This is a genomic window from Cronbergia sp. UHCC 0137 (genome assembly GCF_034932285.1).
Classification (GTDB): domain Bacteria; phylum Cyanobacteriota; class Cyanobacteriia; order Cyanobacteriales; family Nostocaceae; genus Cronbergia.
This window is the reverse complement of the sequence record NZ_JAYGHC010000041.1, coordinates 1-13,829: the sequence shown is the minus strand read 5'-3', so window position 1 is coordinate 13,829 and position 13,829 is coordinate 1. Positions and strand designations below refer to the sequence as shown.

At 35.1% G+C, this 13,829-nt stretch carries 16 protein-coding genes and 1 pseudogene; 4 read left to right on the top strand and 13 right to left on the bottom strand.

What is annotated here, in order from left to right; translation table 11 throughout:
• Positions 1 to 152: 152 nt before the first annotated feature.
• Positions 153 to 893 carry a hypothetical protein gene (locus VB711_RS19150; protein ID WP_323287828.1) on the bottom strand — a complete coding sequence of 247 codons (741 nt, stop codon included), beginning with the start codon at positions 891 to 893 and terminating at the stop codon, positions 153 to 155.
• A gap of 542 nt (positions 894 to 1,435) precedes the next feature.
• Here VB711_RS19150 and VB711_RS19145 point away from each other — a divergent pair.
• The 4 genes and pseudogenes from VB711_RS19145 to VB711_RS19130 all read left to right on the top strand — a co-directional run bounded on the left by VB711_RS19145 (position 1,436) and on the right by VB711_RS19130 (position 6,145).
• Positions 1,436 to 2,242 (top strand): hypothetical protein, encoded by an 807-nt coding sequence (locus tag VB711_RS19145; RefSeq protein WP_323287827.1) that lies wholly within the window; start codon positions 1,436 to 1,438, stop codon positions 2,240 to 2,242.
• A 45-nt stretch (positions 2,243 to 2,287) separates the two neighbouring features.
• Entirely contained in the window at positions 2,288 to 3,742 is a 1,455-nt protein-coding gene (gene dacB / locus VB711_RS19140; protein WP_323287830.1) for a D-alanyl-D-alanine carboxypeptidase/D-alanyl-D-alanine-endopeptidase, read from the top strand.
• A gap of 491 nt (positions 3,743 to 4,233) precedes the next feature.
• Positions 4,234 to 5,625: pseudogene (locus VB711_RS19135) on the top strand (YifB family Mg chelatase-like AAA ATPase); the annotation flags it as partial.
• Positions 5,626 to 5,716: 91 nt separating this feature from the next.
• A complete protein-coding gene (locus VB711_RS19130) occupies positions 5,717 to 6,145 on the top strand; it encodes a hypothetical protein (RefSeq protein ID WP_323287826.1) in 429 nt (142 codons plus the stop codon).
• Positions 6,146 to 6,187: 42 nt separating this feature from the next.
• On the opposite strand, the gene VB711_RS19125 is transcribed toward VB711_RS19130, so the two are convergent.
• The 12 genes from VB711_RS19125 to VB711_RS19070 form a co-directional block, all read right to left on the bottom strand.
• The gene (locus tag VB711_RS19125; RefSeq protein ID WP_323287824.1) at positions 6,188 to 7,165 is read right to left on the bottom strand and encodes a DUF5131 family protein; all 978 of its coding nucleotides are present in this window, start codon (positions 7,163 to 7,165) and stop codon (positions 6,188 to 6,190) included.
• Between the two features lie 92 nt (positions 7,166 to 7,257).
• Positions 7,258 to 7,968: a 3'-5' exonuclease gene (locus VB711_RS19120; RefSeq protein ID WP_323287823.1), complete on the bottom strand. Its 711-nt coding sequence runs from the start codon at positions 7,966 to 7,968 to the stop codon at positions 7,258 to 7,260.
• Positions 7,969 to 8,035: 67 nt separating this feature from the next.
• Positions 8,036 to 8,335: a hypothetical protein gene (locus VB711_RS19115; protein ID WP_323287822.1), complete on the bottom strand. Its 300-nt coding sequence runs from the start codon at positions 8,333 to 8,335 to the stop codon at positions 8,036 to 8,038.
• A gap of 59 nt (positions 8,336 to 8,394) precedes the next feature.
• Positions 8,395 to 9,267, bottom strand: a complete 873-nt coding sequence (locus VB711_RS19110; RefSeq protein ID WP_323287821.1) for a DUF5895 domain-containing protein — start codon at positions 9,265 to 9,267, stop codon at positions 8,395 to 8,397.
• Positions 9,268 to 9,319: 52 nt separating this feature from the next.
• Positions 9,320 to 9,739: a hypothetical protein gene (locus VB711_RS19105; protein ID WP_323287820.1), complete on the bottom strand. Its 420-nt coding sequence runs from the start codon at positions 9,737 to 9,739 to the stop codon at positions 9,320 to 9,322.
• Between the two features lie 91 nt (positions 9,740 to 9,830).
• Positions 9,831 to 10,256, bottom strand: a complete 426-nt coding sequence (locus tag VB711_RS19100; protein ID WP_323287819.1) for a hypothetical protein — start codon at positions 10,254 to 10,256, stop codon at positions 9,831 to 9,833.
• A gap of 262 nt (positions 10,257 to 10,518) precedes the next feature.
• Positions 10,519 to 10,719, bottom strand: a complete 201-nt coding sequence (locus tag VB711_RS19095; protein ID WP_323287818.1) for a hypothetical protein — start codon at positions 10,717 to 10,719, stop codon at positions 10,519 to 10,521.
• 80 nt (positions 10,720 to 10,799) lie between these two features.
• Complete coding sequence (locus tag VB711_RS19090) at positions 10,800 to 11,390, bottom strand: SLOG family protein (protein WP_323287817.1); 591 nt, start codon at positions 11,388 to 11,390, stop codon at positions 10,800 to 10,802.
• A gap of 179 nt (positions 11,391 to 11,569) precedes the next feature.
• Positions 11,570 to 12,166 (bottom strand): alpha-ketoglutarate-dependent dioxygenase AlkB, encoded by a 597-nt coding sequence (locus VB711_RS19085; RefSeq protein WP_323287815.1) that lies wholly within the window; start codon positions 12,164 to 12,166, stop codon positions 11,570 to 11,572.
• 99 nt (positions 12,167 to 12,265) lie between these two features.
• Positions 12,266 to 12,532, bottom strand: coding sequence for a hypothetical protein (locus tag VB711_RS19080; RefSeq protein WP_323287814.1), 267 nt, complete (start codon positions 12,530 to 12,532; stop codon positions 12,266 to 12,268).
• Between the two features lie 74 nt (positions 12,533 to 12,606).
• Positions 12,607 to 13,011 carry a hypothetical protein gene (locus VB711_RS19075; protein ID WP_323287813.1) on the bottom strand — a complete coding sequence of 135 codons (405 nt, stop codon included), beginning with the start codon at positions 13,009 to 13,011 and terminating at the stop codon, positions 12,607 to 12,609.
• A 100-nt stretch (positions 13,012 to 13,111) separates the two neighbouring features.
• Positions 13,112 to 13,720, bottom strand: coding sequence for a hypothetical protein (locus VB711_RS19070; protein ID WP_323287812.1), 609 nt, complete (start codon positions 13,718 to 13,720; stop codon positions 13,112 to 13,114).
• Positions 13,721 to 13,829 lie beyond the last annotated feature (109 nt).

The window sequence follows — 13,829 nt, the reverse complement described above, 5'->3', positions numbered from 1 at the left end:
GGGTTTGTTCCTTTTTTGTGTGTTGACGGCAAGAGTTGGATGGACTGGTTTTGATATTTTTCAGATAATGAGCTTGACAATAAAAATTCTAAAATCCCCTATAGTCAGGGGATATATTAACCTTTTGAATTTTTGATATTATCTAAAACACTTTATCTAGCTTTGATTACTTCCCGCTCTAGGGTTTCTGGAGCATCTTGTAAAATTGGTATTGGAGGGGCAAGAAATTTAGTTTGGATAATTTCTTGATAGGTTTCTAAATCTGTTTTCCAGTTATCTAAAGATTGATGGAGTGATTTAAATCTTTCGTCTTTGTTATTACCTTCGATGTTGTAGCTAAAGTTGCCAGAGAATAAGATAATGGGACTTGTTTCTTGATCTTGCTGGTGAAATACACCTTCGTTAATACTCAAGTTGAACTGGCAGTGTTTGAGGGTGAAGGTTAATTTAATAGATGGCTGGACTGGTGCATCACCTACTGTTTGCCAAGCACCGGGAGCTAGTAAGTTTTGCATATAGTTCTGCACTTCGGCTTCACCGTCTGCTTGAGTGGGACTGACGTAGGCGCGTAAATTAATGCCTACTGCTTGGTATTCTACGTTAGGTAATGCTTTGACGTATTTGTGCGCGATCGCTGGAACTTGTAAATCCGTAATCCCTTTATCTTTAAATACTTCTACGAAAAATAATCGTTCTGGTTGCGCTACTAAACTCAACGCATTACTGAAAATCACCTGCGACCCTTGTTCACTCACTATCGGCTCTTGTGCTAATTCCCAATCCATAGGAATAATATCACTACACTTGAGAAAATCATAAGTAAGAATACGAGGGTTATGATTCCTAGTAGCAATAATAATGCTCAGGTCTTGAAATACTAAGTTGGCTTTCATCGAGGTTTTATTCATCCTTGTCTAAGTTTATGCAAGTTTTTACCCTGCCAATGATTGAACGAAAGTTATGGATTATACTGTTTTGGATGAGGATTACTTAAAATACTGAAGGATATTAGAAAATGTATTTAGTATAGCGATCGCTCAGGTTACAACCTTAACCCAGATCATAAATTTTCCTTTGCTACGATTTATACAAAATAAATCAGCATTATTTATAGATTTATGGTATACAATAATTAAAAATTATACAAAACTGCATTTTTTATTTTTTAGTTATCATACGGTAACACCCATAATTTTCGAGACAATCCTTCCAAAACAGACAAAATCAACATACTAAGTACAAGTAGCAATAATTTGATACATGTAAACACGGTAGCCTGTAGGGTGCGTCAGACAGAATAATTTAGACTAAAATCACTAATTTTAAGTTTCTGACGCACCTTATTTCATCTACCTAGCAACTTACGTTACTAAGTAGAAGCAGTAATAATTAAACACAGCTAATTTTGTATTTCATTAGACCAGGAAATGATATAATGCAACAAAAAATAATAGATGAAAAAGCTAACTTGATTTTTCATCTTCTAGAAAATATCAATAGGGAATTAAGTTTTGAAGCGTCTTTTAAAATCAGTCACAAAAAATTACTTCAAAATCGCTTTACATTCGGAATAGATAAAAAAACACAAACAGAACAAACATTTCTAAATATCTGTAAGCAAATGGATATACCAGATCAACTATTAGCAGTTTATAAAGACAATTTATCTGATGCTAACATGGTTGGTTTTGGTTTTGAAGGTAATGAAAATGGTTGCTATTATAAAGTCTATTTAGATTTTTGGGATAAAATCACAAATGAACTGCATCATAAATCTAATAAATTAGAACCTGTGGTTTCACTGTTAGGTTTTAAATGGAATCCTTTAGATAATACCCAGGGAGTAGTATCTAGATACATTTGCTATCCTTTACTTTCTGTAAAAATGATTCTTCACAAACTATCAAGAATTTATGAGCATCATCATCTAAATACTTTACAAATAATTGAAAATATAATCAATTATGTCGCCAATAAGATGATTAATGATAGTTCATTAGTCTATCTCGAAGTCCGTGAAGAAAATAATTCTAGAATCTCCTTTGATTTAAATTTCTATAAAGCCAATTTAGAAATTAGGGAGATTTATCCTTTTTTATGTCAAATATGTCAGCATTATTCAATACCAATAGAGACTTTTAATTTACTCTATAGAAAAATTAATACTAAAATATTGGGACATATATCTGGCGGGATAGACCGAGAAGGAAAGGATTTTTTCACCATTTACTATGAAGTATGATGTTTATCAAACAATTTACAAATTTGAAACTATTTAATTAATATGATGTACCGAAAAATTTATCTTGGCTTAATGTTATTATTTTGTACCACGGAAATTGTAACTTTTCAGAAAATAGCCACAGCCCAAACTCTAACCTTACCAAAAACCAGTAAAAAATCAATTTGTCCTGCTCAACTCCAATCATCTCTAGATGCTGTAATTAATCGTCCGTTATTTAGTCGAGCGCGGTGGGGAGTTTTAGTAAAACCCTTATCTTCTCAAGAAACTCTTTACAGCCAAGATGCCAAAAAATACTTTATTCCTGCATCTAATGTTAAACTATTTACAACTGCGGCTGCATTAGAAAAATTGGGAGCAAATTTTCGGATTCGTACTTCAATTTATCAAGATGGTGATGGTATTTTGCGTGTTGTTGGTAGAGGAGATCCGAGTTTAAAAGATGCTCAATTAGCCGAATTAGCCAAGCAATTACGCCAAAAAGGTATTAGTCAAATTAACCAATTAATTGCTGATGATAGTTATTTTCAAGGTGACGTTATTCATCCTAGTTGGCAATGGGAAGATGTACAATACTATTATGGCGCACCAGTTAATAGTTTAATTGTCAATGAAAATGCTTCTATATTAACTTTGTTACCGCAAACTTTAGGTAAACCATTACAAATTAAGTGGAGTGAGCCTACAGAAACATATCGTTGGAAAATTGAAAATAATTCTATCACAATTCAAGCAGATCAACCGAGTTTTGTAGAAGTTAACCGGGATGTAAAAGGACAGATAATCAAAATTAAAGGAAATTTGGCTGTAAATGCAAAACCTGATATCACTGCTTTAGCTGTTTTTGATCCAGTTGAAAATTTCTTAACTCGGTTTCGTCAAAATTTAATAACAGCAGGAATTTCTGTTAAACAGACTTTAAATATTAATGGTGGTAAAAATGAACAAGAACTAGCCGCAGTTGAATCTCCTTCCATAGGTGAGTTGTTGCTGGAGACAAATATAAATAGTAATAATTTGTATGCAGAAGCCTTACTCAGGAGTTTAGCTGATAAACTGCAATTAGAAAAAAATCAATCTACTGCTGATGCAGGTTTAGAAGTTTTAAAATCTACTTTAACTAAATTGGGAGTTGAACCAAATAGTTATATTATAGTAGATGGTTCTGGGTTATCGCGCAAAAATTTAATCAGTCCAGAAGCTTTGGTACAACTTTTACAAACCATGGCAAAATCGGAAGTATTTCGTGCTTCTTTACCTGTTAGTGGTAAAAGTGGAACTTTAAAATATCGCTTTCGTAATACCACTGCGGAGGGAATTGTAGCAGCTAAAACGGGTTCAATGATGGGTGTGGTTTCTCTATCTGGATATGTGAATGTTTCTAATTATCAACCTTTAGTTTTTAGTATAATGGTGAATCAATCTGAACAACCTGTAAGTGTTATTAGAAAAGCAATGGATGAAATTGTGGTTTTATTAAGTCAGTTGCGACGTTGTTAATTTATTTAATAAATTTGAGATGTATTTCCAATTTTAATTTAATACTTTTCCTGTTTTCCACAATTGATATCCAGCGAAAAATTAAGCTAGGATTTAGGCAAGATTAGGGATTTTCAAAAAATAAATTATCCAGATTAACTAACCGCAGAGGCGCGGAGAACGCAGAGGAAGGAGGATTTGAGTGGTCACTGAGCTTGTCTAAGTGAGATTTTTTATTTTTGTAACGGAAATTTAAAATCCTTACTGGGTATGGATTACAAAATTTAGATGCGTTTGCCCTGAATGAACTACATTCCCGTAGGTCTCAGTAGGGATAGACGTAAAGGAGGCTAAGGAAGGCGTAATCATGGCGACCCCACAAGAATCACATTCATTGATGGTATGCAAATTATAGGATTTTCGGTTTAACAGGTTTCTTGCGTAATTTCACTTATTGTTAATCCACCTAGTAATCTGCTTTGATATTCTCAAGGTTTATTCATATATAAAAAATGCTGGCTAGAGTCTGGAGTGCATCAATTGTTGGTATAGATGCGGTTAAAGTTGGTGTGGAAGTAGATGTTTCTGGGGGTTTACCGGGAATCGTGATTTTGGGTTTACCAGATTCAGCTATTCAAGAATCTAAAGAACGGGTAAAAGCTACGCTGAAAAATGCGGGTTTTGCGTTTCCGATGCGAAAGATTGTAATTAATCTGACTCCCGCAGATTTACGCAAGGAAGGACCGTCTTTTGATTTGCCGATTAGCGTGGGCATTTTGGCGGCTTCTGAACAAGTTAACGCCGATTTATTAGGAGATTTTCTATTCTTGGGCGAGGTTTCTTTAGATGGAACTCTTAGGGCTGTGGCTGGTGTACTTCCTATTGCTGCGGCGGCGGAAAAAATGGGAATTTCGGCTTTAGTTGTACCTGCCGATAATGCCCAGGAAGCTGCTGTTGTCCAAGGTTTGGCGGTTTATGCTTGCAAACATATTTCTGATGTAGTAGATTTACTGAATCATCCAGAACGTTACAAACCTGTCAAATTTCAAGAATCCGTGGAGACAGTAGGAATACTTAATCATGGTGCAGATTTGCAAGATGTGAAGGGTCAAAATCATGCCCGTCGGGCTTTGGAAATTGCTGCGGCTGGGGGACATAATTTAATTTTTGTGGGTCCCCCTGGTAGTGGAAAAACTATGTTGGCAAGGCGTTTATCGGGCATTTTGCCACCTCTAGAGTTTTCTGAGTCTTTGGAAGTAACTCGCATTCATTCAGTGGCTGGGTTGTTGAAAAATCGCGGTTCTTTGGTGCGCGATCGCCCTTTTCGTAGTCCTCACCATTCAGCATCGGGTCCTTCTCTCGTTGGTGGTGGTACTTTCCCCCGTCCTGGAGAGATATCTTTGTCCCACCGAGGTATACTTTTTCTGGACGAATTTACATTACCAAGTTTAATTATAAATCAAAAAGTTATTTCTGCAATTATTTTTTTATTAGCTTTAACTCTAGGCACAGCAACGGTTTCAGCCCAAAACACAATACTTATAGGGAAAATACTGAGAGTTTCTGATGGAGATACGGTCAAAGCCCAGTTTGGTACTCAACAAGCAACTATCCGATTGGCTTGCATAGATGCGCCGGAGATGAAACAGATCCCTTGGGGGAAAAAGTCACGGGATAGGCTCAAAAATTTATTGCCAATTGGACAACCGGTTAAATTCTCTATCAAGCAAAAAGACAGGTATGGAAGATTTGTTGCAGAGATATTTTTAGGCGATCGCAATATTAATCTAATTATGGTTCAGGAAGGACAAGCCGTTGTATATCGGCAATATTTAAAAAATTGTTCTGATACGGAAAATTATTTGATTAATGGTGAGGCGACCGCTAAAGCTAAGAAGCTAGGATTTTGGAATCAGTCTAACCCTGTTATGCCTTGGGATTTTCGGAGGCAAAATCGTAAAAGATAAAATATAATGAGATTTTATAGTTGCTTTTATGAGTATCAATTCTGAACAGCCCAACGATAAAGAAGAAAAGAAAATTATTGAAGTTTTAGCAGGAATGCAAGTTGAAATTATTCTCTTGTCTACAAAGATTGATCAAATAGAAAAAACTCTGTTTTTCAATGGCACAGCTTTGATTAGTAGGGTAAAAGTTTTGGAAACCCATCAAGACCAAGATCATCAGAATTGGGATGAACTAGAGGATAACAAAGAGGCGATCGCTAAACTTGCTATGATTTCAAATTTAGTATCTTCTGTTCCCGGAGGTTTAAAAACTATATTTATGTTTGTTGTTTTATTTAACTTGCTAGGGATTATAATAATTGATTTAGGAATTAGATATTTCTATTTTGCTGATTTTTTAGTTGAGCCTATTCAAATTCTAGAAAAGCCTTTCAATAAAAAAAGACCCTCTCCATAAAGAAAAGAGCCTTGAGTTATTATTTAGTTTAAATCATGTACCCTAATTGGTAGGAAACTCCCTAAGTTGTAAATCTTCTGGGAACTCTGTTAAGATTCCACCCTTGCGATTCCTACGGAGCGCTTCGCTATCGCTGATTTTATAGGGTTGGTTGTTCAACATGGGTTTTGTACCGAGTTGTTTAATGAATATTGGAATTTCAGCACTTTGACAGTCTTGAACCAGCGATCGCAAATGTTCGACGTGACAAACACGGGCATTGGGACCAGACTCACCACCTGCGATAATCCAATCAATAGCATTGTAATATTTAATCCCTGTTCCACAAGGTGTTTCCATTGCAGAAACGTAATAATCAATGTTCAGAAACTCAGATAAATCAAGTTCTTCAAGCAATGGCTCACAACTAAGAAACTTTACTTTTGCTGGGGTTTCTACGAGTATTGGAATCCGAGTATCAGCCGCTTTTTGGTTTTCTACCGACACTCCCAACCAGCCATTAGGCAGTGGCCATTCAAATTCACAAGTTTCGTAGGGTTCATAGGTTTCGTAAGGTAGTTTTAATTCCCTTCCCAAATCAACAGCAGCGCGACGGATTCTTTGTTTACAATTCCTCATATAAGATTGCATCCGTTCTGGGCGTTTAGTCAGGATCTGGAAAGTATGTCGTTGGGCGATCGCCATATATGCAAAGGCTAAATCAATAAAGTCGTCGGGGACTTTTTCATGAAATAAATCTGCCATATTGCAAACAAAGATTTTAGCGGGCTTTTTCCACTTGAGAACCCAATTCAATCTATCAATGTGGACTTTCACTACTCCTGACCATTGCAATTTACCATTAGCGGCTTTGATTACGGTGTCTTTATAGGGTTCAGATATTTTGGAATTTGGATTATGCGATAGCCTCCAACTGTCTTTGAGAGCATAGCAATTTGGGCAGCCTTCACCCGCAAAGTCACACCCTGTAACAATTGGCCATGTGTGTCCTGTCCATTCAATATTAGAATCTTTGCTCATTTCTTCCTTTTTTTGTGAATACAGCAAACTTACTAGGCGGTAGCAATAAAAAAAAAAGGCATCGGCAAACTTATTAGTCTGCCTAGCCAAAATCAGATAATTACTACTTTGAATCCTAAAGTCTCTACAAATTCTTTAACTTTGCATTCTCGAATTTCCTTGATCCATATCTTGCGATCGCTATCCCAAATAAATCCAGCATTTTTAGCTAAATCTTTCTCTTCAAATTCGACTCTAGCCTTGATTTTAACTATTGGTGATTGTGAAAGTTTAATTGCATCATCCAGCATTTTAGGTAGAGATTCTTTGCGTCTATTAAAGCACTCCACTAACAGCCGCACATCATCCCCGGCACGATGAGCCGTACTTATACCAATCCCACTCCAAAGGCACAAATCAGTTAGCTTGTAGCTGCCATGAGCCTTAGCCGGATATCCCCAGTTAATATCCTTCATGGCACAAATCCAATTACCTGATTCTAGCTTTAAAAGACTGTCTACTATTGGTGCATCAAATTCAGCGATAAATGCAACTTTATAATCGGCGATCGCAGTCATATCAATAATTGCATCCAAAATATTTATCCCAATGTTGGAATACTCTTTTGTGAGTTGGGTTAACTGAGGTGAAATTCCATTAATCGCCTCTGCTTTGTTATTTTCAATGGGAATGAGTGTAGAAACAGAATAAATTGCTCCTGTGGTTTCTGGAGTGTCCCCAACGTTATACAAAGTTGCAGCAATTTCACAGACAATCCCGCTAGAAATGTCGGTGGTTTCTGTGTCAATAATCAGAAGTTTCATTTTGCTATTTTAAAATCAAAAAAACAACTTTTTTTACCGAGCCAGTAATAACTAACTCGGTTTTAGGTTATTTACTCCAGTTATCAGGGTTGTCTGGGGATGCTAAATATTCCTCACTTTCATAGCAGTTCCAATAAAATTGCTCTTTAGCGATCTCTAAACCTAAAGATTCAAATTTATTGTGTGCCTTTTCATCCCATAATGGTGCAGTTGCGATCGCCTCCAACAATCTTGAATTATAATCAGTTAAAACCCCATGATTATCTAGTAATTCAATCACCTGTAATAACCGTTGTTTTGGTGATATTGGACGATAGCACCTGTTAGTTAACAATGCTTTTGGTGCAAATCCTGTTAGTAATTTCATAGTTTCCTCTTGTCAGAAAGAGAGCCGGGATTTCTCCCAGCCCATTAATCAGTCATTAATTAGTCTTCACCTTCTGATAAAGCTAATTGGCTAGAACCTACTAATGCTTTGATATTTTCATCAAATCCAATTGCTATGTCGTACTTTTCTAAAGCAGCAATCATTTTGAATTTTGTACCAAGAAATAACCCGGAGAAATTTTCTTCATCTGGTTTGATAAAATTATTGATTTTACAACAGTATGATTTATTAGCTCCATTACCTTCTTTCACACCTTTGAACACTACATCAATTACACATAGCGATCGCCATCTATCATCCTTTGAACTATTTCTCGCATTTATCATTCTTGCAAAAGATGATTCTGCCTGAGTGTAAATAGTTTCTAAACATTCTACCAGACTCCAAAGAGCCACATTTTTAAATCTAATTCTGATCGGTGATTCATGCAAGAAATTATTAGCAGTATCTAAAAACATTACAAGATGTTCTGATACTACATCCATAGTTTCTTTAACAATTTGTTCTTGACTAGAATACCATCCGACCATTACACCTGCCATATCACCGTTTTTATCTTTATCAGTTTTATATCTGATATAAGGCTTAATAGCTCCTAAGATGATCATTCTGGCATTAGTAATAAATATTCCTTTCTCCACTCCTCCAGATAAGTCTTTTTCAACCAATTCATAATTTGCAAACCATCCGCATTTAGCTAAATTTTTCTCAGGAATAAATAACCCTGATGTCTCGCTATTTACGACGATTCCATAAGCAAAACGTCTTTGCCTTCTACAATTAAACTCATCACTTAAAAGAGAAGGATCAAGTTCAAACTCTGAACTGATATCATTTTCAACTTCAGATGTGTTATCAACAATATCAGTTTTAACAGTTTCAGCATTATTAACAGTCTTTTTTGCAACCATTGATTTAGTTTCCTTGTTGTTAGTAAATCATTAATTATTGAAATTTTGTAACTCAATTAAGTGCTAAAGATGAAATCAACTTTTTCATCCTATCTCCTAGTCCAGGTTTTCCAGAAATCCCCGCAAAACTATAATCAAAGTAATCACCATCACTTTCAACCAGTGAAATAGTAGTGATCATTTCATAAAGTTCATATTTCATTCGGACTTGAGCCACATAATTCATCCAATTAGTGAGAGCATTAGTTGTACCATTATTTAGTAAAGCGTTACACAAATCTCCATTGTTATTTAGGAAAATTAACCTTACCCAATACTGGAACGGTGTATTTGGAAAAGGTTGTTCCCAACTAGGTTTCGTGGAACTCAATACAATTATTTGTAAGCTAGAACCTATGTTTTGGAGTTCTTTACCAACTTCCAAATAAATGTTCCCATCTTTTCTATTAAAACGATAATTTTTCTGATCCATTACATTCTAGATAAATAGCGAAATCACCAAGCGGTAGCACCAATTAATGCAGAGATTTAGCCAAAAATTAAGCCAAACCCCTACACTAATTCTACAAGTAAACTGAAAGTGTTGGCTTCAAAGACATAGTTGTTTCACGATGCTTTTTAAATTCATTTCTCAATCTTGTTATGTAACTGTTAGAAAGCAATTTATCCCGTTTCTTTTCGAGATCAGCGATCGCTTTCTGTAATTGTTCAATCTCAATGTGGTTTTCCTGAAATACTTTCCCAGAAATCCTACAGATATCATCCTCTAATTTCCCTAAAGTAATATCGTTTTGGGGAGTAGCGTATTGTTTTTTGAATACCAAAACAATTTTCCCGTTATCATCCTCGTAAACAGTTTGCTTTGAGCCTTCAGCATTGCCTAAAACTTCAATGGCTTCATAAATTGCATCTTCGATTAATGCTTCAGCCTCATGCTGCAACTTGGCTATTTCCCTTCGAGTTTTGATTAATTGTTGTAGTTTCTGCATTCTCTTTCACCGATAAAGTAACAATTGATTGCAAAGTATCAGAGTCAAATTCCATCAATTTTTGGCATCCCAATTGGAAGGACTTAAATTTCTCCAATGAATGTTGACAGTCTTCAAACCCAGTTCTAAAGAGGAAATCATAGTAATCTAGATTCCAATAAGCTTTTAAAAGTGCTGCAAGAAATTCATTCATTTTGTTGCAAATAAACAATCAAACTCACTAAGCGGTAGCACTGAAAAAAATAAAGTAGGATGTAAGCTATCAAAGTTGACATACCACCGTTGTTTTACCGTTAAATATCTCAACTTTCACAACTTTTTCTAGGTTTTCAACAGGGTAAATTCCTACATCGAAATATTTTCTAAGAAAATACTCAATCGTTGATTCATAAGATGCCGTTGCGCTGATCGAGGTTTCCCACGTATACCCTGTAGTGGTTGTGAGTTTAGCTGATTTGAGCATTTACTTCTCCTGATAGATTTGCATAATAAAACCCCTAACTCTGTTCTGAATAGAATTAGGAGCATTAAAATTAGAAATAGTTAAAACAAACTGAATTGAGTATGCTTTGGTTTTGGTGGCTGATAAACTGAAACTCTTCGGAGACTAGGATTAATTTGAATAATTGGCAACTTCTTTTTCAAAGCTAATCTGTAAGTGTTTGCAGTTCCACCCGTAAGTTTTCCATCGTAAATTGCAATGCAGACATCAGAATGATCAATCATGTATCTATTTCTGACGTGCATACAATCTACTGTATACTTAGGTCTGAGAATTACCTGATTATCTGCGTATCTCAGAAGGCGATCGCTAATTATTTTTTCTTTCTCACTCCATAATTTTGATTGATCTCCACACGGAATTACAGCAGTCCAAGGTAAGTTTCTCTGAATTAAAATTGTTGCTGCTAATTGATCTGTCCCTTTTGCCATCCCAACAAAAAAATGATTTACACCCATTTCTAACGCTTTGTCAATCCCTTGCTTTATGCCTCCAATAATATTATTAGAAATTTTTCTGTGTCCAGTGAAACAAGCTATTTTATCACTATCTAAGTCGTGATATTTTGGCTCATATTTAGATTCTTCAACCTGCACACCATGAGCTTCAATTGTTTGGGTAATGTGTCTCATTTCAGTTTTTATAACAACCAATATCTATAAGCGGTAGCAATATCTTTGAAATAAATTTGTTTGCTTATTCAAAACAAATAATACAAATTGATATCTGTCAGTTTGACATAAAAAATAACGATCGCCCTTATTTAAAAAGGCGATTTATACGGAGTGTTTCGCTATTGCTAACTAAAATTTCAGTAAACTTGTCGAATAGTTAGATTCAATCTTCCTCCAGAATTTAATAAATTAGATGTGCCTGGAACTATCCCTTTAATGCCGTGATAAAACATCCTAGATTCATCATGCAAAATAAGGATATCACCGCTTTTTAAGATGATCTCTTTAGTCGGATCTTTTCTGCGTTTACCACCAATCAGAAATATTCCATCATCACCTAAACTAATACTGATAATTGGCGCGGCTTTATTAATCTCAGTATTATCTTGATGAATACCTAATTTACTATTTTCCTTTTGGTAATAATTAATCAAACAAGTTTCAGGTGTAAAGTTATAATCTCCAACTTTTGCTGCTAGGGATTTAGTTAAATTTCTGATAACCTCTGGAATTGGTTGCCAAGGTTTATTAGTTACAGGATGATTTTCAATATACTGATACCCATTCTGATCAGAGATCCAACCAACTTTACCGCAGTTCGTCATTTGATAATTGAATGGAGATCGGTTTTTCATTGTAGGAATAAATAAAGGCGCTCGCTTACCAATTTCTCTACAATGATGTAAAATCTCGCGCTGTTGAGACTCAGAAAGATAGTTTTGAAGATGAAGCATAAAGTTAACCTGAAAATATTACTAATTTCTTCTCGCGGTAGCGTTCTAAAAAAAAGCCCCAATTCCAGAAGGAATCAGAGCTATCTATTAAACTTCACGCTATATTTGAACTAGAATTTTACCAACTTTGTCGTAATCTTCATTCTTACCACTGCGAAAACTATAGCCATTTCTCCCAACATAATAGTTTCCGTTAAAGATAACGCAGCGATCGCCATAGAATCCGTATAAATCTCCTAAATGTGGTTGAATATTCTCTCTTTCATACCTAAATTTCTCGTTTATTTTATGGAAATTGACACCTTTTTCTCTAGGTTCTTCTGGGGGTAAAGCACTTCCAAATTTACGTGGTATTTTGATAGCCATAATTCAAACTCCTAAACAACTAAAAAAAAGCCCTAATCCCATAAGGACTAGAGCTATTTAAGTAAAATCAAATTTTAGTATGGAGGATAACCAAACTCATCATCATTTTCAGCTTCTTGATAGTTAGATACAGATACGGAAAAGTTGCCCTTAGCTTCCACTCTAGCTTTAATTTCAGCTTTCTCACCATAATGTATTTTACGATATTCAAGTAATTCTTCAATCGTAAACCCTAAATCTATTTTGATAAATTCAACTAATTCATCAAGAGATTTTTCATGTATCGGATCTGCTTTCCAGTCATTACCAAATTCATTTGCATAAGCCTTTAAATTATCATCATACTCTTTGTTATAATCTGGATTATCAAGTTTAAATTGATTCCAAGACATAACTCTAATTGCATCTAACAAAGTAGTCTTTTTCTTTGCAATTTCGATAAGTTGTTGTTCTGATTTTGTTACCAATTTAATAGCCATGATTGAAACTCCTAATAATACAAAAAACAAAAACCAAATTCTTTTCGCGGTAGCGTCAATTTACTAAAAACCCCGAATTATGGGAACTCAGGGTTAAGAATTATTTAATCGTTATCACTTTACAGTATTTCATCAAATCAATACTGGTTTTAGTTCCACGGCTCACACCATCCCAAATCGCTAATCCATAATGATTATTAGCTATTGCTCTCATTTTGGCATCACGTTGATTATAATTTCCCATTACTCCAATAACAGGAAATCCATTATTGTTTCTTGCTACGCCATTACCATTGAATTTTGCATAATAAACAGTCACACTTTGATAATTCCTAGACTTCAAATACCTCTGAACCAAATCATCAACACCCGGTGCATCACCAACAATTACATTAAATTTAAGTTCAATGATTTTGTCTAGACTGGCGATCGCTTCTTTAGGCAATGTGTTGATGCTTCTACTCCCAAATATCATTACTGTGGATTTATTATTTTTGCTACTCTGGAAATGTTTCATACTCTGAGGATATTCTGGATCATTTTCACCAATTACGCCACATTCATTCAGATCCCAAGTAGTAATTTTGTTAGATATTTCGCCTTCAACTACAAAGCTAATATCCCCAGTTTCAAATTCTTGTGTGATAGTTCCTACCGCAAGAAAACAGTTACTTTCGGGATGATAAACTATAACTTTTTCGCCAAGCATATTTTACAAAAGGCACTGCTAAACCAACAGCACCTAGATTTTACTAAATGATGATTGCTGAAACTACTGTGTATTTAGAAAATGTGAACTCAGCAGCTTGAATTTCTTT